Source organism: Chloroflexus sp. (assembly GCF_034434295.1).
In the GTDB taxonomy this organism is placed as follows: domain Bacteria; phylum Chloroflexota; class Chloroflexia; order Chloroflexales; family Chloroflexaceae; genus Chloroflexus.
The window spans coordinates 55,496-75,368 of the sequence record NZ_DAOTZQ010000001.1 but is presented as its reverse complement, the minus strand read 5'-3'; the positions used below and the strand labels follow the sequence as shown (position 1 = coordinate 75,368).

Below are 19,873 nucleotides of genomic sequence, written 5' to 3'. Positions count from 1 at the left end.
CGATACGATGGTTGTTACCGGCTCAATCACGCTCAACCCGATAGAACTGGTATTGCTCGGATTGGTGTGTCTTTACGCGGTCTGGCGCGGGCGACCAGAGATTCCGCTGGCGATGTATTTGTCGGTATCACTCTGGACCCGCACGGTCTTCGTGGGGCCGAGTGCGGCGACCTGGCCGTTGCTGATGACGATTGTACTGGCCCTCATCCGGTATCTCCACGTCGTGCGACCGTGGTCGTTACTGCCACAGCGACTCGATGTAACCACCCGTCAACTGATACCAACTACCGATTCGTGGATCATTCCGTGGATGGGATTGTGGTGGGGCTGGGCGCTTTGTGTGCTCTTCCAGTTCGATTTGCCGAATAAGATGTCAATTTCGCACCCGCTGTTACTCTTCATCATCACTGGGTCGCTTGTTGCCTTGATGGTGATCCGTGACTCTGGTGCAGCCAGACGGTTTGCACTCGCCTACCTGTTGACCAGCGCCTATGGGTTATATGTAGCGCTGCGCTTCATCGATGTTCCGCTCAGTTATCTATTAAGTGATCCTGGTCTTTCATCGTTGCCGTATCGGAACCTTGGTATTCGTGAATACAACTTCTTCTCCCACCACTTAAGTATTGCGTTTCTGCTTGGACTTGGTCTTTTCCTCCAGGCTCGTCATTTATGGTCGATGATAGCCGTACTTGCCCTCGCGCTCTTTTGTGGTTACGGGGTGTTCCTTACCGGTGTCCGGCAATCACTCAGCGGCGCAGGATTAGCCGCCAGTTTGATCTTCGCCTGGGCATTGTCGCGTTCTGGCAAGAAGTCCTGGCGAGTACCGCTAGCGATAGCTGCAATTGTGGTGATTGTCGTTCTTCTGTACCAGGTCGCTCCCCATCTGGTAGTGCGTGAAGGTGAGAGTGGTCTGGAAGAGTCGTTTAACATCTTTGAGGATCGCGGGGGTTTGTGGTTAATTGGCTGGAACTATTTTCTCGCTTCACCGGTGTGGGGGTGGGGGTTTGAACAGAAACTCTGGTCACACAATATCTTTATTGGTACTCTGGCCGATCAGGGGCTGGTTGGGATGGCATTCCTGATTGGCTATCTCGTTTGGGCATTGCGTCGGTTGCCGGCGGTTTGGGCGCAGACTCCCAACGATGATCGATCCATTTGGCGGGTTGTCTTCTTCAGTTTGTTTCTCTTCGCGGTGGTACACGGCCAGGCATCGGGAAATACAATGTCAACCGCTCATCTGCACTGGCCGCTGTGGGCAGTGTGGGCACTCAGTATCGGTGTAGCGACGGCTCCTGCCCATCAACCATTGCCGGCACTATTGCGAGTACGTCAGTGCGCAGTTACAGCAGGGGTACAGCAATGAATTACCCGCGGATCACGTTCGGCATGATTGTGCTCAATGGTGAGCCATTTCTACGCTACAATTTGCGTGCCATTTACCCCTATGCGCATCAGATCATTGTGGCAGAAGGGGCCAGTCCGCAGGCAGCCCACTCGGCCACCCCTGATGGTCATTCACTTGACGGTACGTTACAGACATTGTACCGCTTCAAAGCGGAAGAAGACCCCGACGACAAATTGATCATCGTCACTGCCGAGATGTGTGGGCATCCTAACGGCTTCTGGCCGGGCGAGAAGGACGAACAGAGTCGGGCGTATGCTGAACGGGCAACCGGTGATTGGTTGTGGCAGATTGATGTTGATGAGTTTTACCATCCCGCCGATATTGCCCGGGTAGCAGCGTATCTCCACCAGCATCCCGAAACCAGTTGTCTCTGTTTTCGGGCCTATCATTTCTGGGGTGGCTTTGATTACCTGACCGATGGTGGTTTTTTCTGGCATCGACAATACCAGGGCGAGCCGTGGGGCCGTTATCGGCGAGTCTTCCGCTGGCGGCCGGGGTACCGCTACGACAGCCATCGTCCGCCGACGATTGTGGATGAACGCGGGCGGAATGTGACCCGGCGTCGGATTGCACATGCTGATGCGTTTGGGGTGTGGATGTATCACTACTACATGGTGTTTCCGCACCAGTATACCCGTAAAGGGGCGTATTACCAGAATCAACCGTGGGAACGCGAGCGTGGTCGTTTGCAGAAGAATCTCGATCTGCTTAGCGAAGTAAATCTGACAAACGGCCTGCGGATTATGGATCAGTACGGTACTCGCAACTGGTTGTGTCGTTTTGATGGCCGCCATCCACAGCCTATCGAAGCGTTGCGGGCCGATATAGCAGCCGGGAGGGTAGTCGTTGAACAACGGCGTACCGACGATATTGAGCGTCTGCTCGCCGATCCGCGCTATGTGCAGATGGTGCAGGCAGCCCGGCGACAGGAACGGTTACGGGCCTGGCGAGATTATCTGGCATATTTGATCTGGTGGCGACCACGATCCCGTCTGATTCAACTGGTACGGGAACAGACTCCGCCAGCGTTAGTGAAACGATTACCGCCGGCGTTGCAAGCCAAATTTATTCCAGAACATCGTCGGCGCTATCGAGCGCAATGGGCACGCTATCAGCGTTCAATTGGTTCAGGAGACGCAATGTGAAGCAACCCCTGTTCAGCATTATTACGATTACCTTAAATTGTGTAGTAGATGCCGAGCAGACGGCACGTAGCGTGTTGGCACAAGATTTTGCGGACGTTGAATACCTGGTGAAAGATGGTTGTTCAACCGATGGTACGGCTGAGCACCTCCAGTCTCTCGGTGTACGGGTGATCGTCTCTCCTGATACTGGCATCTACGATGCAATGAATCAGGGGATTACCCAGGCGCAGGGAAGGTATATTTGTTTTCTTAACGCCGGTGACAGGTTTGCCGGGCCAGATGTCCTCTCGACAGTGGCAGAGGAGATCACTCGCAGTAGCGAACCCGATTTTCTCTACGGTGATGTACGCTCATTTGTCCAGCATCCGCATCTGGGAACCGGGCGTGCCGGTGCCGGTCGGTTGATTACGTACCCTGATCGGCTTAATCGCTTCTGGCTGTACCGCAAAATGATCTGTCAGCAGGTTTGGTTTGTCCGTCGTGAAATCTATCTTGCCCAACCCTTTGCCACTGATTACCGGATTCTGGCCGATTACGCCTATCTGCTCGACATGATCCTGCGGCGGCGTGTGCGTTATCAACACGTCACGAAAGAGGTTGCAATCTTCGACGGTGGTGGGGTTAGTAGTCAACGTTCAGCACTTTTCTATGCCGAACGGCAGCGAGCATTGCAAACGGTCTACGCGCCGTGGGAATTGCGTCTATATGAGACTATCTTTGGGGGGATGCGATGGCTCAACCGCACTCTTATCTACCCGATGATACCGCTGCTGCCCGAACGGTGGCGCGCCCGGTTGAGCGGTCTTTGATCGCTCGCCATCGGGTTGTGCATATCTCGACTGTACATCCACCGTTCGATCAACGCATCTTCTATCGTGAATGTGCAAGCCTGGCGTCAGCCGGTTACGAGACTCATCTCCTGGTACCGTTGCCGGTAACTGAACTGGAGCGCCAGGCGGTTCACCTGCGCAGTGTCGGTGTACCTGCCGAACAACGGTTAGAGCTGGCATTGAAACGTCGCTGGCAACGCATGCAGCGAGCGGCTGCCCTGGCGCGACAGCTTAGGGCCGATCTCTATCATCTGCACGATCCCGAATTGATCCCGCTTGGGCTGTGGTTAAAAGTCACAACTGGCGCACGTGTGGTGTTCGATTGCCACGAAAATAACACGGCGTATATCCGCCAGAAGCATCATGTCAATCCTCTGCTGCGCAAGGGATTAGAACTTGGCATAGCCACGCTTGAGCGCCTGGCTGCACGGGCCTTCGATGCGATTATTACGGCTGATCGCGGTGTGGCCGATCTCTACCTGCGGCAATTTCGGGCCAGGCGGGTAGTCACAGTGCATAATTTTCCCCAGCTCGATCTCTTCCTCCAACAGCCACCCCCGTCTGAAGATGCACCGTTCGATCTGGTGTACCACGGGACAATCCCGCGCTACCATCTCGAAGTGACGTTCGCAGTCGCCGAAGCATTACGGCGGCGAGGTCGTTGTGTGCGCTGGCTCTTTTTCGGGCGGTGCCCGGAGATCGGGTGGGCGCGGGAAGAGTTAGCCCGCCGTGGTCTGCAAGACGATTTCGTGATCGATCCCGATCCTGTGCCACACGATCAGGTGGCACCCCGCGTGCGACAGGCCCGGATCGGTTTTATTCCGCTTCCCGATCTGCCGAAGTTCCAACACAATATTCCGACCAAACTGTTTGAGTTCATGGCCCTCGGTATGCCGGTGGTTCTCAGCGATCTGCCACCGAGTCGTCCTTTCGTTGGTGATGGTCGTTGTGCAATAATGGTTCCACCCGACGATAGCGAAGCCTACGCTAGCGCTATCCTGCGCTTACTCGATGACCCGGTATTACGGCAGACCATGGGGGCTGAGGGTCGGCGACGGGTAATTAATGAATATAACTGGCAACGTGAAGCACAATATTTGCTGGCATTATACGCAGAGCTATTATGAGCAACTATCGCAATCCCCATCAGTTGATCATCACTGCCGATGATTATGGCATGTGTCCTGAAGTGAATCGAGCTATTGAAGAATGCCTTGCTGCCGGAGCATTACGAGCGACTTGTGTTATGACCAATATGCCGGCATATACCGATGCTGATCGCCTGGCGAAGAATTTTTCCTCTGCTTCGATTGGAATCCACTGGACATTGACAGCAGGTACGCCGGTAGCACCGTTGTCTGAAGTGCCTGATCTGGTAGCCCCCAATGGGCAATTCTGGCCGGCAGCAGAGTTTCGGCGACGTTGGTTGTCGCGCCGCATATCACCAACTCAGGTTGTCATTGAATTGCAAGCTCAGTACACCCGATTTGTAGAACTGACCGGACAGCCCGCATTTTGGAATACTCACCAGAATGTGCATGTGTTGCCTCGCCTCTTCCCACTGGTGGTTGATCTGGCCCATCAACTCGGTATTCCAGCTATGCGTTCACACCGACGGATTACAGCGCCTCGTTATAGTTCGACGTTGCGGTACTATCTTACCCATCCAATCTACTGGTTAAAGGGGCAAGTCATTGCGCGTTGGGCCGCTGCGGCGGAAAAGCGAGGTTTACGGATGCCGGCCGGGGTGGTGAGTACGCCAGGCTTTGGACCGGGTAAGGCTGCCATCGATCAGATCGTAGCGCGCATCCCCTGGCCGCGTCGTCTCCCCGCCGAACTGGTTATCCATCCGGCAACGCGGGTTATTCCCGGACTCTTCGGTGGTCTAACCGAATCTCGCCTGCGCGAATTTGAAGTCTTTCGTGACCCGACATTGGTTGAGCGATTGGCCGCAATGGGGGTGCAGACGGTTGGTTTCGAGGTGCTGTGATGCGATTGATGCTACTTCCCTCTCAGCAACAACTCTACGATCATTCACCCCGCTGGTTGCAACGGATTCTGGTGAATGCGGAAGCCGTTCGTCGCGAATGGTTTCGCCGTCACGGTGATTACCGGCATCTGGTTGCCGAACATAATCCGGCCTGGTATTTTCGCTCCCGCTCTGAGCAGGAGGAATGGCAACTTCATCGCCTAAATCACTTGCTGGCAGAGGTTCGCCAGCGCGTGCCATTCTACCGTGATATTTTGCCGGATCGCCCATTGACCAGTCTTGCTGATCTGAGCAGTTTAGCAATGCTCAACAAGGAGCAGGTTCGGCGCAATCCTCTCGCCCTGGTAGCCCCCGATCTCAATCGCCGTACTCTTTGGCCACGTAAAACCAGTGGTTCCACCGGAACACCACTGACCTTCTACCTTGACCGCGAAGCAACGCGGAATCACCAGGCTCCGGCTGATGCGATGCTGGCAGCGCTAGGGTGTCACTTTAGGCAATCACGTGCCCGTTTCTCTGGTGCTTACGTGACCCCGTACACCCGGACAAAACCACCATTTTGGGTCTGGATTGATCTCTACCGTCAATTACAATGCTCGGCCTACCATCTCGCTCCAGCATATTATCCGCACTATCTGCAAGCGCTGCGTGACCATGCAGTTGTGTATGGCACCGGCTATCCAACGTCGTGGCATCTGCTGGCAACGTACATTCTAGAAAGTGGTGATCGGCCACCGGCATTACGAGCAATTATCACCGATAGCGAAGGTATCTCGCTCGAACAGCAAGCCGTCGTCGAGCAGGCGTTTGGCTGTCCGGTCGTTCAGACCTACGGTACCGGTGAGGTTGGACAGATTGCGTGGCAATGCGAGCACCACCGTTATCACGTCTTGAGTCGAGCGGCTATCGCCGAGGTAGTTGATGAGCAGGGATACCCGGTTGCTCCTGGTGAAACCGGGCAGATTGTTGTCACCTCATTTGCCAGTTCTGGTACGCCGTTTATTCGCTATCAAACTGGCGATCTGGCGACCCTCGCTGCCGATGATTGTCCCTGTGGCCGGCATAGTCCCTCGTGGCTGGCGATTGAAGGGCGGATTGATGACCGGATCAAGACGCCTGATGGGCGTTGGATTGGACGACTGAGCCATGTGACCAAACCAGGGGTGGGCATCAAAGAGAGCCAGATTGCTCAGGTAGCTCATGATCGCATCGTGATTCGCGTGGTACCGGCATCTGATTTTGTTCCGGCTTCGATGGAAGCTGTTATCGAAACAGCGCGTCGCTATTTGGGGCCAACGATGCAGATTGACTGGGAACTGGTTGACCGCCTGCCGCGCACCCGTGCCGGTAAATTGCGGCACGTCGTGCGCGAGATCGAGGTGTAGGGCGATGCACATCCTCTATCTCCATCAATACTTCACAACCCGCACCGGGGTAGGCGGTACACGTTCGTATGAGTTTGCGCGCTTCTTCATTCAGCAGGGCCATCGGGTGACCATGGTTACTGCTGCCAACCGCCAGGAGCAATGGTCTGGCGGGTTGTGGCGGCGGCGCGTAGTTGATGGGATCAACGTGATTGAGCTACGGGCCGGCTATGCCGACTATAGCCGGGGCACGGCGATCAGCTACGGCCAACGCATTATCGCTTTTCTACTCTTTGCTCTGGCCAGCCTGATTGCAGTGGTGCGGGTGGAACGTCCCGATGTGGTGTTTGCTACCAGCACTCCCCTGACGATTGGAATTCCCGGTATGCTGGCCAGTCGCTGGCATCGCGTGCCACTGGTCTTTGAAGTACGCGATCTATGGCCAGAGGCACCAATCCAAATGGGTGTACTGCGGCATCCTCTCCTCATTCTGGCTGCACGCTGGCTCGAACGAGCCATTTATCGGCGGTCACAACATATCATTGCCCTCTCGCCTGGCATGCGGCAAGGGGTGATCGATGCCGGGGTGATCCCGGAAAAGATTAGTGTTATTCCGAATGCAGCTGATCTTGATCTCTTTCATCCTCAGCGTGATGGCCGACACTGGCGGCAGCAGCTTGGAAATCCGTCGTTCCTGGCGCTCTACTTCGGTACGATGGGTGAAGCTAACGACTTGAGTCAGGTGATAGATGCGGCACGGGTGTTGCAACATCAGAAGCGGGACGACATTTTGATTGTGCTGGCCGGGCAGGGGCGCCAGCGCCCGTGGTTGGAGGAACGAAGTGATCATTACAGTTTATGTAATGTGCGCTTCCTCGATCCACTCCCCAAGGATGAGGTTGCTGATCTGGTAGCGGCGGCTGATGTCTGTCTGACTATCTTCAAAGCTATTCCGGTACTGGCAACCTGTTCGCCTAACAAGCTATTCGACTCACTGGCGGCAGGGAAACCGGTCATTGTCAACACACCGGGGTGGCTGCAACAGCTCGTCACTGAACATCAATGTGGTCGCTACGCACGCGCCGGCGATCCCACTGACCTGGCGGCGCAGATAGTGTACATGTGTGACCATCCAGAATATACCCGACAGGCCGGGCGGAATGCCCGCCTGCTGGCCGAACAGCGCTTTGATCGTCGCCGATTGGCGTCCGAGGTGCTGGCCGTGTTAGAGGCGGCAGTCCATCAAGAGCTATGCGTTTAGCGCCTGTTGCACGGCAACTTCGAGGGTGCTGGCGCGAAACGGTTTCTCAATAACCGCCAGATTGCTCATGTCGGTGCCTTGCAATGCTGCAAAACCGCTCATGTACAGTACTTTAAGGGGTGGGCTGATCTGTTGGGCTGCTGCGGCCAGCATACGACCATCCATTTCAGGCATAACCACGTCGGTCAAGAGCAAATCAATCGTTTCCTCTCGCAGAATCGTTAGCGCAGCTTTGCCGGAGATAGCTGTGAAGACAGTGTAGCCCAGATTGTGGAGCGTAGTTGCGGTGATCTGAAGCAGATCGGCGTCGTCGTCAACCACCAGGATCCGCGCCTCACGCCGTGCTGCGAGTGGCACGGGCGACGCAACTTCCGGCACGACCCCTCGGGCACACGGCAGGTATAACCGGATTGTGGTACCCAGTCCAGATGTCGAATAAATTTGCGCCGTCCCCCCTGATTGACGGGCGAAGCCGTAGACCATTGCCAGGCCAAGCCCGGTGCCGCGTCCGCGCTCTTTGGTCGTAAAGAACGGTTCAAATGCCCGTTCGGCAATTTCCGGGGTCATACCCGTTCCGGTATCGGTGACATCGATAGAGACGTAGCAGCCAGGCGTCAGGATCGCCAGCAACATGGTATCTTCTGGCGTCACATGCTGCTCTCTGATTTTGATAGTCAGTGAGCCACCTTGCGGCATGGCATCGCGGCTATTGATGACGAGGTTAAGGATTGCGGCTTCAAAGCCGGCCCGGTCGGCACGAGCCGGGCTGGTGGCTTGCTCGATCAACTGAACCTTAATCGCCGATCCAACTGTAACTTGAATCAACGGCAAAAACTCGCGGATAACCTGCAATACATCAATACTGGTCGGGGCCAGCGGCTGGCGACGGGCAACTGCCAGCAGGCTTTTGGTTAATTCGGCACCACGAAGTGCTGCTTGCAGCGCAGAGCCAATGGCCTGGCGGGTTGCTTCATCCCCTTGCCAGTCGCTCAGCGACAGATCAAGATTACCGATGATAATACCGAGCAGATTATTAAAATCGTGGGCCAGACCACCGGTCAGCAGGCCGAGAGCTTCCAGTTTCTGGGTCTCACGGATTCGTTCATCAAGCTGTCTGCGTTCGGTAACATCACTCAATGCACCAACCATGCGGGTGACAGTTCCCTCATTGTCGCGCAATGCTTCACCGCGTGCCAGCACCCAGCGATATTTGCCATCACGGTAACGCATGCGAAATTCCATGTGGAATGGTTCGTATCCGGCAAAGTGACGGTCGAGGGCTTTGGTTACCTCTGGCCAGTCATCGGGATGAATGCGCTCGAAAAAGGTCGTAATCGCATTCGGTAATTCATCTTCACCGAAGCCGAAGAGCGCTTTCCACTGCGGCGAAAGGTAGGTAACGCCGTTAATAATATCCCAATCCCATACCCCATCCTGTACGGCCCGTTCGGCCAGTGTGTAGCGTTCTTCACTGAGCCGAAGGCGTTCGGCGATCATGTGCTGCTCGATCACCGGCCCGGCCAGATGCCCGACAAATTGGAGAAGCATTTGATCTTCGCGCTGTGGCAGTGTGTTGCGTGCCGACCAGACGGTAAATGCACCGATGATTGTTCCACCTGCCCCGGAAATCGGTTCTGCCCAGAGGGTTGTGAAACCGTGGCGTTGAGCAGAGGCAGCATACGCTGTCCACTGCGGATCGAGTCGTAAATCCGGTATCCAGAGCTGTTGTCTGGCGAGAAGAGGTTGCCAGCGCGATTGTGATGGTTGTCGTAACTCCTCTTCAAGCAGCTCGTTCAACCCTGATGGCAGGTTTGAGGCGATGACATGCGTTTGTCGGCGACTCGTCGTATCGAAGAGGGCGAGGGCACAGCGCGTGTCGGGCTGCTCCACCTCAAAAGCCTTTAGCAGAATGTCCATAAGGTTCTCCAAACTTTCACCTCCTAGCAGGCTGGTGAAGAGCTGAACCCGCAAACGTTCCTGAAATTCCAGACGCTTCAATGCACTGATGTCGGTGTGTGTACCGAGCATACGTAATGGCTGACCCTGAGCATCACGCTCGACAATAGCGCCAACCGAGAGAATCCATTTCCAACCACCCTGTTGCATCCGCGAGCGAAATTCCACCCGATATTCAGGGATTCGTCCGGCAAGATAGTCGAGATACGTCTGGTACACCATCGCCGCGTCGGCGGGGTGTAGCCGTTCGCGCCAATGCTGGTTTGTTTCGGTGAATGTGGCTGGATCGTACCCCAACATCGTGGCATATTCGTCGCTGACAACGGTTAACCCGCTGCGCACATCGATATCGTATAGTCCCTGATTGGCAGCACGTAAAGCCAGTTCCAGCCGATAGGCGTTTACCCGTAGCGTTTGCAGACTCTGGTATTCGTCGGTAACATCGGTAAAAAAGATAAAGATCAGTCGCTGACCATTGCCATATACACCTCCTGGGGCAATGTTGCAGTAAAAGGTGGAACCGTCGCGTCGTTGACAGATCACGTTCAGCATGGGAGACTCATCACCTGCGACCATCCGGTGAAATGTCTCAACAGCAGTTGCCCGTTCTTCTTCCGGGTGTATCTCTTCAAGGCGTAGCGAGCGCATTTCTGCCGCCGAATACCCGAAGAGCTGACTCATGGCTGGATTCGTCCAGCGAATAAGCCGGTTGCTCGTTTCCACTTCAATCACACCGTGTGGCGCGTGCTCAACAATCATCCGCAGCCGGCGGGTTTCCCGGTCAATGGCTTGTTGTTGCCGTATCTCTCGTTGGACGATGAATGGCAGGCGCTGAAGACGATTTTCAAATAGCACGTCTACAATGGCCGGTTGATTGTCAAAATGCGCGAGTGGCACATCCTCATCTGCGCAGAGGATGATGAGTGCGAGGCCAACTGGAATATTGACGTAATCTTCTGCGCGACACAGAACTATGGCGGCGTGATGTTGGTTGATTATATCAAGCAACTCCGGCAGTGTTGTCGCGAACAAGTAACTGATAGAGGGGAAGGGGGCGAGGGTTTGGGTAATCGGCTCACGCAGATCGTCAACTGCGAAGAGAATGAGGTGGGTGCGAGCGTCAGCCATAACGGTATCCTTAAATATGTAACCGAGGCGACAGATCGCACCGGGTGTCTACTATTATATCACCTCAGTCTTCGTGATCGCTTCCACCCGTGGTGGGATTGTCTGTCCAGGGATCGCCCCAACCACTGTCACGGGCCTGGCGCCAGAGTGTTTTTTGACTGCGGGTGATGGTCATCACTTGCAGTCCCCGCTCTGTACACACCTGGAGTTCTTTCCGCCCACTGTGAATGATCGGATGGCGGACGATTCGCCCGTCAATTGGCTTGCCCTCATGGCGCGATGCGATCAGGTACGCAAATTTCTCATCTTCAAACGGTGCTTCGGCGGCTTTTAACCGACGAAGAAACGCCGGTCGGGCAATGCGTTGTGCGAAATGGCACCAATCCTGTCCCTCAGCCAATGGACAGGATGCGGTGTGCGGACATGGCGCCAGCAGATGAGCATTCCGTTTGAGCAGCTCGCTACGTGCGTGCAAGATGGTTGTGTGGCCGGTCGGTGTTCCCGGTTCAACCAATACCAATGCGCCACCAGCAGCCTTCCACAGTCGGCTCAGCACAAGGGTACGGGCTGTTGGTTCGATTTCGCCGTAGACATATCCGGTAACTACCAGATCACTTTCGGCCAGGTGATCCATGCTCAGCACATCCTGCTGTTGCCACACGATAGTGGGGAGGTCGGCATTGGCTGTGAGTTGTTTACCAATCCGCGCCATCGCCGGTTGCCGTTCGATTGCTACCACCTGTTGCAGGGAAGGCCATTGTTCGGTCGCGGCCCAGATCGCAGCACCGCTGCCAGCACCAATGTCAAGCATCCGTCTGGGCGTAAAATCGGGCTGCACTTCGGCTAATCGGCGGAAAACAGCACGCAGGGCAGCGTAGGTGGCCGGCATGCGCCACGCCGCGTAGGCTACTGCCTCAAGTGTTGTGGCAATGACCGGCGCTCCGGCACCCGTCTCGCGATAGCGGGCCGATAGTTGTAGCGCAGCCCGCTCAAGTGCCGAAGCTGGTTGCGAGGCGATCATTCGCTCCAGTGCGTTCTGCAGAGTTGTCGGTAGTTGCATAATCTTCCAGTGCTATCGGTCAGGCCAACCCTATCCAGAAGCGAAATATTTTTCACCGGGCCTGGATTGAACTCATCTCTATTCCAAACCAATGACGAAGGTACAAACGGACGACAATGATACATCCGCACGCTCTGCACAGCACGTGCTGCATTATACCAATGATGAGAGGTGGTGATTAACAAGCGATCCGTTCATCCGTGACCAGAGGCCGGAGTGCAGATGGCAATGCCGCTGGGCCGAGGCTGATTGATGGGTAGAACTTTGCGCATACTCTAAACGTTTTGCACTATCACGCCACTGCTAATGGTAAATAGAATATGGGAGCGTACTCAGCAAACAGGTCTTAGAGATGCCCTACATGCCCTCACCCCCGATTGGTCTTCCTGATGAAGCAGAAGTTGCGTTAGTCAAAATATGCTGCCTGTCCTGAAGGTATGTTGGGAAGGAAGCGGTAGGCTGGACTTCCCACGACCTATTGGCGATCTCTGGTGTCAGACCGCATTTATGGTATACTACATACATAATCAGTTACTTTTGAAAGTATTTCCTATTACAACCCCACAGGGTGCGGCCCGGCTGGCCGCAGGAGTGCGGAATGAACCGTGCTGAACTAATCGCAGAGCTTGAGCGTATCCTCGGCCCACGCGGTGTTGTGGCTAACCCTGATGCATTGCTTACCTACGACGCCGATGGCTGTGTGATGGATACGCACGAGCCGCATGTAGTGACTTTGCCAACCAGCGCCGAGCAGGTGGCGGCGATTGTCCGGCTGGCTGCGCGGGCTGGCATGCCGATTGTGCCCCGTGGTGCCGGTACCGGTCTGGCCGGTGGTGCTACACCAATGCAGGGTGGCATCGTTATCTCCACCGCTCGCATGGACAAGATTTTGCAGGTTGATACTGCCAATGGGCGCGTGCTCTGTCAGCCTGGTGTGATTAACTGGGAGTTGTCGCAGTATCTGAAGCCGTTCGGCTATCAATTTGCTCCCGATCCCTCTTCTCAGAAAGCCTGTACGATTGGTGGGAATATTGCCAATAATTCGGGTGGGCCGCACTGCCTGAAATACGGGATTACGGCCAGCCATGTATTGGCTGTGCAGGTTGTGTTGCCCGATGGCTCGATTGTCTGGACGGGGGACGGCAGTGCGCATACCCCCGGTTACGATCTGACCGGTGTAATCACCGGTTCGGAAGGTACTATCGGTTTTGTCACTGCCGCATGGTTGCGACTCACTCGCCTGCCCGAAGCGGTGCGAGTTGTGCTCGCTCTGTTCCCTGACATTGCCGGTGCCTCGAATACCGTTTCGCAGGTAATTGCCAGTGGTTTACTACCGGCAGCGCTCGAAATTATGGATCGCCTGGCGATTAAAGCAGTGAATGATATGTACCGGCTGGGTTTACCCGAAGCTGCCGGTGCTGCTCTGCTGATTGAGGTGGATGGTGTCGAAGACGGCCTTGATGAGTTGTTAAACGATATTACAGCGATTTGTTGGCGCAACGGAGCAATTGATGTGCGTCCGGCCCGTACTCTAGCTGAACAGAACCAGGTCTGGGCTGCGCGCAAGAATGCCTTTGGCGCAATGGGACGTCTCGCGCCAACCTATTATCTGGTTGATACGGTCGTGCCGCGCACGAAACTGCCTCAAACCATGGACGAAGTGGGTCGCATTTCACGCGAATTCCGGCTGCCGATTGCCAATGTCTTTCATGCCGGTGATGGCAATCTCCATCCTATTATTCTCTTTGATCGCCGTGACCGCTCACAGAATCAGCGTGCGCTGGAGGCAGCGACCAGTGTGATGCAGGTGAGTATTGATCTTGGCGGGGTAATCAGTGGCGAGCATGGGATTGGGGTCGAAAAGCAGGATTATATGACGCTGCTCTTCTCGACCGATGATCTGGCTGCGATGGCCGGCCTGCATCAGAGTTTCGACCCGCATGATTTGTTTAATCCCGGCAAGGTGTTTCCAAAAGGCCGTGGTTGTGGTGAACTGGCAGCGTTGCGACGTTCGGGTGTGGCCTGGAGTGCTTTGAAGTCGAGTTAACGCAGATGAATGACGGATCATTGCTGGCTGATCTGACAGCGCTGGTTGGTGAACAATACGTAGTTGATCATCCCACTGGGTACGCAATCTACGGTCAATCGCCATTACTAACGGTTGCCCCCGGCTCGCTTGAGGAATTAGCACAGACAATCGCTCGCCTGGCAGCGGAGCGGGTGGCGATTGTGCCGTGGGGTGGTGGTACGCAGCAGATGTGGGGCCGTCCGCCTGCCCGTCCTTTTGCGGTTGTACTTACCAATCGTTTGAGCCGTATTCTGGACTATACACCCGACGATCTAACTATTTCAGTTGAAGCCGGGATGACGCTGGGTGCACTCAGCACTGCGCTGGCGGCCAACGGTCAGATGTTGCCTATTGATGCACCACTACCTGAACGAGCGACGATTGGTGGGTTGCTGGCTACAGCAATGGATGGCCCGCGTCGGTTGGGCTACGGCTCGGTGCGCGATCTGTTGATCGGGATTCGGGTTGTCGAGGCGACCGGTCGTATCTCGAAAGCCGGCGGGATGGTGGTCAAGAATGTCAGTGGCTTCGATATGATGAAGCTCTACCTCGGCGGCTTTGGGACGCTGGCAATTATCGCTTCCGCGAACTTCAAGCTGATCCCCCAACCGCGAGCGGCTGCCAGTATGCTATGCCGTGCCACAAGCCCTGAACCATTGTGGAAGGTGGTCAATGCTATTGCTGCCAGTCAACTGACACCGGTGGCGGTGGAATACCTTGAAGGCGTTGAACTGACCGGCGCAACGTTCGCACTGGCCGTGCGCAGCGAGGGCTTACCAGCCGCAGTTGAACGCCACTTGCGCGATGTAACCTCGTTCGCGACGCAGGCTGGGCTTCGGAGTGAAGTGCTACGCGATGAAGCGCATAGTAGTCTCTGGACGGCGATCAACGATATTCCGCAGACGACAACGGTTGCGGAAGATGAGCTGGTTGTCCGCATTACCTGTTTACCCGCCACGATGTCGTCCGTCCTGGGTACGGTGCGCACGGCAGCACAACGCCTGAATGTACCGTTACAGGGGTCGATCAGGGCTTTGAATGGGGTTGCCTATCTGCGAGTGCGTGGTGATGTAGATCAGTTGCGCGAGTGGCATGCTGCCATCCTGCCGGCTGCCCCGCAGACAACGATCATGGCGGCGCCAGCAGTCCTCGTGGTTGAGGTGCCGGTGTTTGGCGCACAGCTCGCGAATCTTGATCTGATGCAGCGTATCAAGCAAGAATTCGATCCCGAACATCTCCTGAATCCCGGTCGTTTTGTGGTCTGATGGCCATGCAGGCAAAGGAGCAGTATACCGTGACCCCGGTTGTCGTGCCGGATAAACTTGTTGCCGAGTTGCGAGCTGTCCTTGGCGCTGATGCCGTAGTGACTGCGCCGGAGGCATTGCTGACCTACGACTCCGACGGCAGCATGATTGTCTCCCATCCGCCACAGCTTGTAGTGCTACCGAAAGATGCCGGTCAGGTCGCGACTGCGGTGCGTTTGGCCGTTCGTGAAGGGTTGGTCGTGGTAGCGCGTGGTGCCGGTACGGGTATTGCAGGCGGAGCTGTGCCTCTCTGTGGTGGCCTGCTGATCAGTACCGCTCGCATGACCGACATCACGACCGTTGATGTTCGTTCACGGCTGGCCGTTGTTCAGCCCGGTGTGGTAAACGCCGACTTGAATGCCTATCTTGCCCCCCTTGGCTATCAGTTTGCTCCCGATCCCTCATCGCAGCGTGCTAGCACGATTGGCGGCAATATTGCAACCAACGCCGGCGGCCCACATTGCCTGAAGTATGGGGTAACCAGCAATCACGTGCTCGCCGTTGAGGTGGTTGATCATACCGGTCAGCGTTACTGGACAGGTGATGGGGTGATCGATCCGGTCGGGTATGACTTGACCGGTCTGATTGTTGGAAGTGAAGGAACGTTGGGGGTTGTCACGGCGGCGATTGTGCGGCTAACGCCACTCCCTGAAGCGGTGCGTGTCGTGTTAGCCCTCTTTCCGACGGTTGTTGCTGCAGCGGCGGCAGTGAGCGCTGTGATTGCGTCTGGTTCGCTGCCTACTTCGCTCGAAGTCATGGATCACAATGCAATTCGGGCAGTGAACAGTGCGTATGCTCTGGGGTTACCTGAAACGACCGGTACAACAGCCCTGATTATTGAGGTCGATGGCGTTCAAGACGGTCTCGATGACCAACTGGATCAGATTATTGCCATCTGTCGCCATCATGGCGCTTTCGACATCCGTCCAGCTCGTGATCCGGCGACTCAGGCCAGGGTCTGGATGGTGCGCAAATCGGTGGCTGGGGCAATTGGTCGGCTGGCACCGGCTTATTATCTGGTTGATACCGTGGTACCGCGTACCAGATTACCGCTGATGATGGAACACGTTGAGCGTTTACGAGCCGAATACGGTATGGAAGTATGTAACGTCTTCCACGCCGGCGATGGTAATTTGCACCCACTGGTGCTGTACGATCCTCGTGATCCTGATCAACGTCAGCGCGCACACGCAATTGCTGCCGGAGTTCTCGAGTTGAGTATCGAGCACGGTGGTGTGGTCAGCGGTGAGCATGGGATTGGCCTGGAAAAGGGTGAATATCTGCCCCGTTTCTTTTCACCTGCTGAATTGCAATTGCACGCCACGATTCATCAGGTCTTTAACCCGACCGGTTGCTTCAATCCGGCTAAAATCTTTCCATCCGATATGCCACCGGCTGATCTGGCTGCGGCTCGGGCGATGCGGCTGCAACAGCGCGATCCGGCGAGTGTGACGTCAGCTCCTGCCCCTGGGTCGTGCATCGCGCCAGCAACACCAGATGCTGCTGCCGAATTGCTGCGGGCCTGCCATCACGCCGGTCTTCCCGTTGTGCCAACCGGTGGTTGTACCGCACGATCACCCACCGCTGTGACCGTCTCGACGCAGCACTGGCGTGGTGCGCTCGTCTACGAACCGGACGACCTGACCATCAAAGTTGCCGCCGGTACCACGCTGGCCGAATTGCAGAGCTTACTTGCGCCACATCGTCAGATGATCCCCCTCGATGTGGCCGATGCCCAGCGGAGTTTAGGCAGTCTGGTCGCTACCGCTGTTGATGGGCCACGACGCCTGGGCTATGGCTCGTTCCGTGATTGGGTGTTGGCCCTCGATGTGATTGAACCCGACGGCACACCGGTACGTCTTGGTGCACAGGTGGTCAAGAACGTGACCGGCTACGATCTGGTGAAGCTCTACGTTGGTAGTGCCGGTACGCTTGGTCTGATTACAGCAGTAGCGCTGAAGGTGTTTCCACAGCCACCGGCGAGTGCAACCTTGCTTGCTCATCTGCCCACGCCAATCTCAGCCTGGGCATTGATCGATCATCTGGCGGCTAGTCGTCTCCTGCCGACAGCCGTTGAATATCTGGCTGATAGGCAGGCCATTGTGGTTGCAATGCGTGCCGAAGGTCATCCAGCAGCGGTTGAACGTCACATGCGCGAAGCGACCGCGCTGGCTCACCGGCACGATGCGTCTGTGAGAGTGTTACGGGACGTTGATGAGATGTCTTTCTGGCAACAGACAGTCACCCGTTATGCGCCAATAGCCAACAGCGTCTTGCTACGAGTGGGTGTCTGGCCGGCCCAATGTGCAACTGCGATCCAGACTATCACGCAGCGTGCAGCCCGGCACCAGGTTGCGATTGAGATAACGGCGCATGCGTTGTCCGGAATCATCTACATCCAAACAACCGGCGATTTCACCTCAATTGCTGCCTTTCACGCCGACCTGGTCGCTGCCTTCCCACACACCCGCATACTGGCGGCGCCACCGATGTTCGTTCCCCAGGCATCCGTATGGGGGCAGCCACCGGCAGCTCTCAGTCGCATGCAGGCGCTCAAGGTAGCGATTGATCCGCACAACCACATGAATCCAGCGGCATTCTGGTTTAGCGATACCCGTGTATAAGCCAAGAGGAGAATCACCTGTGACTGTCACTCAATCTTCGCCATCATCGGCGCAGCCGACAATTCCACTCATCGGCTTTAGCGCCAAAGATAAACCCAGTTCTGACATCATCAATACCTGCGTTCACTGCGGTTTGTGTCTGTCGTCGTGTCCCACGTACCGCGAAACCGGGCTGGAAATGGCTTCGCCACGCGGTCGTATTTACCTGATGAAAGCCGTTGATGAAGGGCGCATCAGCCTCGCCAGTGAAGTGTTTCAAGAGCAGATGAGCCTCTGTCTGAATTGCCGGGCGTGCGAGGCAGTTTGTCCGTCGGGGGTGCAGTACGGCGCTATTCTCGAGGCCAGCCGGGCACAGATCGAGCAGGCGCGAGCCGGTAACGCCGGGCCACCGGCCACACCCGGTGCACCTGAACCGAAATTGCCGCCGCGGCCACTCTGGCAGCGTGCCTTGCGCGGTGCCGTCTTCGGGTTACTGTTCAAGCGCATGGAGCTATTTCGCCTCTTCTCGACCACGATGCGTCTCTACCAGCGCAGTGGTATCCAGTGGCTGGCCCGCAAGAGTGGTCTCCTCAAGCTGCTTGGTCTGGCTGATACCGAAGCAATGCTGCCCCCGATCAGTGCGCATTACAGCGTGCCGAAGGGTCAGATTTTTCCCGCTGAGGGCGAACGTCGCTATAGTGTGGCCCTGCTTACTGGCTGCATTATGAGCACTGCCTTTGCCCACGTGCACGAAGCAACAATTCGGGTACTGCGCAAGAACGGTTGTGAGGTTATTCTGCCGCCAGATCAGGGGTGTTGTGGGGCGCTACATACGCATGGGGGCGATCTCGACGGTGGGCGTGAGCTGGCCCGGCGCAATATTGCCGCGTTTGAAGGGCTGGGCGTCGATGCGATTATCGTCAATGCTGCCGGCTGCGGTAGCACACTCAAAGAGTATGGACACCTCTTGCACGACGATCCGGCGTGGCGGGAACGCGCCGAACGGTTCAGCGCTAAAGTGAAAGATGTTCACGAATTTCTCGCCGGTATCGACTTCAATCGCAGCGTCTTGGGGCGGCTCAACATCACCGTCACCTATCAGGAGCCGTGCCATCTGGTGCATGCCCAACGAATCAGTGCGCCGCCGCGGGTATTACTCACGGCAATTCCTGGCTTGACCCTGAAAGAGATGCCGGAGTCGTCATTGTGTTGTGGAAGTGCCGGTATCTACAATGTCACCCAGCCCGACATGGCAATGAGCCTGGGTGCACGCAAAATCGACAACGCGCTCACGACCGGTGCCGAGATTATTGCCACCGCCAACCCCGGCTGTGCTCTCCAACTGGCTGGTGAACTGCGCCGCCGGGGCAAAGATGTCCAGGTGCGTTATATTATCGAATTGCTTGATGAATCGTATCGAGTATTTGCAGCCTCATCCTGACAACAGCTATCAGTGATTATCAGAGATTTCTCACAACCCTGTGCAGTCATTGTGTCAACAGATGATCTGCACAGGGCTTGTTCATGTTGCGCACTTTCCGCAAAGTATGCTACTATAATTGCACTAACAGGCACAAAGATCGCGCCGCAGCTGGCCACGATGCCGGCATTTCGTTGGCTACGACTACTGTCAATCCTCTGGCGAATATCTTGACCGAAAAGTGTTGAGTTTTCCGCTATTCCTGGCGGATACCAAACCTGGATGCAGAAGGTATGAAGATACGGTATTGACAGCGTAGCTTTCTGTTATAATTCGGAT

13 protein-coding genes are annotated in these 19,873 nt (G+C 55.9%); 11 read left to right on the top strand and 2 right to left on the bottom strand.

Translation table 11 applies throughout. The features are described 5' to 3' along the window. Positions 1-7 precede the first annotated feature (7 nt). From VAE57_RS00290 to VAE57_RS00260, 7 genes are read left to right on the top strand one after another with little or no spacing between them, the layout of a single operon-like run. Positions 8-1,363 carry an O-antigen ligase family protein gene (locus tag VAE57_RS00290; protein ID WP_322819921.1) on the top strand — a complete coding sequence of 452 codons (1,356 nt, stop codon included), beginning with the start codon at positions 8-10 and terminating at the stop codon, positions 1,361-1,363. Next, a complete protein-coding gene (locus VAE57_RS00285) occupies positions 1,360-2,550 on the top strand; it encodes a glycosyltransferase family A protein (RefSeq protein ID WP_322819920.1) in 1,191 nt (396 codons plus the stop codon). The genes VAE57_RS00290 and VAE57_RS00285 overlap by 4 nt, the downstream gene beginning before the upstream one ends. Then, positions 2,547-3,359, top strand: a complete 813-nt coding sequence (locus VAE57_RS00280) for a glycosyltransferase family 2 protein (protein ID WP_322819919.1) — start codon at positions 2,547-2,549, stop codon at positions 3,357-3,359. The genes VAE57_RS00285 and VAE57_RS00280 overlap by 4 nt, the downstream gene beginning before the upstream one ends. Beyond that, positions 3,281-4,507, top strand: a complete 1,227-nt coding sequence (locus tag VAE57_RS00275) for a glycosyltransferase family 4 protein (RefSeq protein ID WP_322819918.1) — start codon at positions 3,281-3,283, stop codon at positions 4,505-4,507. The genes VAE57_RS00280 and VAE57_RS00275 overlap by 79 nt, the downstream gene beginning before the upstream one ends. Further along, the gene (locus VAE57_RS00270; protein ID WP_322819917.1) at positions 4,504-5,370 is read left to right on the top strand and encodes a carbohydrate deacetylase; all 867 of its coding nucleotides are present in this window, start codon (positions 4,504-4,506) and stop codon (positions 5,368-5,370) included. Before VAE57_RS00275 ends, VAE57_RS00270 begins: the two co-directional genes overlap by 4 nt. Further along, positions 5,370-6,755 (top strand): phenylacetate--CoA ligase family protein, encoded by a 1,386-nt coding sequence (locus VAE57_RS00265; protein WP_322819916.1) that lies wholly within the window; start codon positions 5,370-5,372, stop codon positions 6,753-6,755. Before VAE57_RS00270 ends, VAE57_RS00265 begins: the two co-directional genes overlap by 1 nt. A 4-nt stretch (positions 6,756-6,759) precedes the next feature. Further along, entirely contained in the window at positions 6,760-7,995 is a 1,236-nt protein-coding gene (locus VAE57_RS00260) for a glycosyltransferase family 4 protein (RefSeq protein ID WP_322819915.1), read from the top strand. Here VAE57_RS00260 and VAE57_RS00255 read toward each other — a convergent pair. Further along, positions 7,984-11,079 (bottom strand): PAS domain-containing protein, encoded by a 3,096-nt coding sequence (locus VAE57_RS00255; protein ID WP_322819914.1) that lies wholly within the window; start codon positions 11,077-11,079, stop codon positions 7,984-7,986. The two genes, VAE57_RS00260 and VAE57_RS00255, sit on opposite strands and share 12 nt — an antisense overlap. 64 nt (positions 11,080-11,143) lie before the next feature. Then, the gene (locus VAE57_RS00250; RefSeq protein WP_322819913.1) at positions 11,144-12,139 is read right to left on the bottom strand and encodes a small ribosomal subunit Rsm22 family protein; all 996 of its coding nucleotides are present in this window, start codon (positions 12,137-12,139) and stop codon (positions 11,144-11,146) included. Between the two features lie 598 nt (positions 12,140-12,737). Between VAE57_RS00250 and VAE57_RS00245 the strand changes: the two genes are divergently transcribed. From VAE57_RS00245 to VAE57_RS00230, 4 genes are read left to right on the top strand one after another with little or no spacing between them, the layout of a single operon-like run. After that, entirely contained in the window at positions 12,738-14,186 is a 1,449-nt protein-coding gene (locus VAE57_RS00245) for an FAD-binding oxidoreductase (protein ID WP_322819912.1), read from the top strand. Between the two features lie 5 nt (positions 14,187-14,191). Next, the gene (locus VAE57_RS00240) at positions 14,192-15,472 is read left to right on the top strand and encodes an FAD-binding oxidoreductase (RefSeq protein ID WP_322819911.1); all 1,281 of its coding nucleotides are present in this window, start codon (positions 14,192-14,194) and stop codon (positions 15,470-15,472) included. Between the two features lie 29 nt (positions 15,473-15,501). Next, the gene (locus VAE57_RS00235; protein ID WP_322819910.1) at positions 15,502-18,135 is read left to right on the top strand and encodes an FAD-binding oxidoreductase; all 2,634 of its coding nucleotides are present in this window, start codon (positions 15,502-15,504) and stop codon (positions 18,133-18,135) included. A gap of 19 nt (positions 18,136-18,154) precedes the next feature. Next, on the top strand, positions 18,155-19,555 hold the full coding sequence (locus tag VAE57_RS00230) for a (Fe-S)-binding protein (RefSeq protein ID WP_322819909.1): 1,401 nt from the start codon (positions 18,155-18,157) through the stop codon (positions 19,553-19,555). Positions 19,556-19,873: the final 318 nt, after the last annotated feature.

What these genes read in the sequence shown, in the direction of transcription:
- VAE57_RS00290 (WP_322819921.1), top strand. Translation starts at nt 8, where the DNA reads ATGGTTGTTACCGGCTCAATCACGCTCAACCCGATAGAACTGGTATTG.
- VAE57_RS00285 (WP_322819920.1), top strand. Translation starts at nt 1,360, where the DNA reads ATGAATTACCCGCGGATCACGTTCGGCATGATTGTGCTCAATGGTGAG.
- VAE57_RS00275 (WP_322819918.1), top strand. Translation starts at nt 3,281, where the DNA reads ATGGCTCAACCGCACTCTTATCTACCCGATGATACCGCTGCTGCCCGA.
- VAE57_RS00270 (WP_322819917.1), top strand. Translation starts at nt 4,504, where the DNA reads ATGAGCAACTATCGCAATCCCCATCAGTTGATCATCACTGCCGATGAT.
- VAE57_RS00265 (WP_322819916.1), top strand. Translation starts at nt 5,370, where the DNA reads ATGCGATTGATGCTACTTCCCTCTCAGCAACAACTCTACGATCATTCA.
- VAE57_RS00260 (WP_322819915.1), top strand. Translation starts at nt 6,760, where the DNA reads ATGCACATCCTCTATCTCCATCAATACTTCACAACCCGCACCGGGGTA.
- VAE57_RS00255 (WP_322819914.1), bottom strand. Translation starts at nt 11,079, where the DNA reads ATGGCTGACGCTCGCACCCACCTCATTCTCTTCGCAGTTGACGATCTG.
- VAE57_RS00250 (WP_322819913.1), bottom strand. Translation starts at nt 12,139, where the DNA reads ATGCAACTACCGACAACTCTGCAGAACGCACTGGAGCGAATGATCGCC.
- VAE57_RS00245 (WP_322819912.1), top strand. Translation starts at nt 12,738, where the DNA reads ATGAACCGTGCTGAACTAATCGCAGAGCTTGAGCGTATCCTCGGCCCA.
- VAE57_RS00240 (WP_322819911.1), top strand. Translation starts at nt 14,192, where the DNA reads ATGAATGACGGATCATTGCTGGCTGATCTGACAGCGCTGGTTGGTGAA.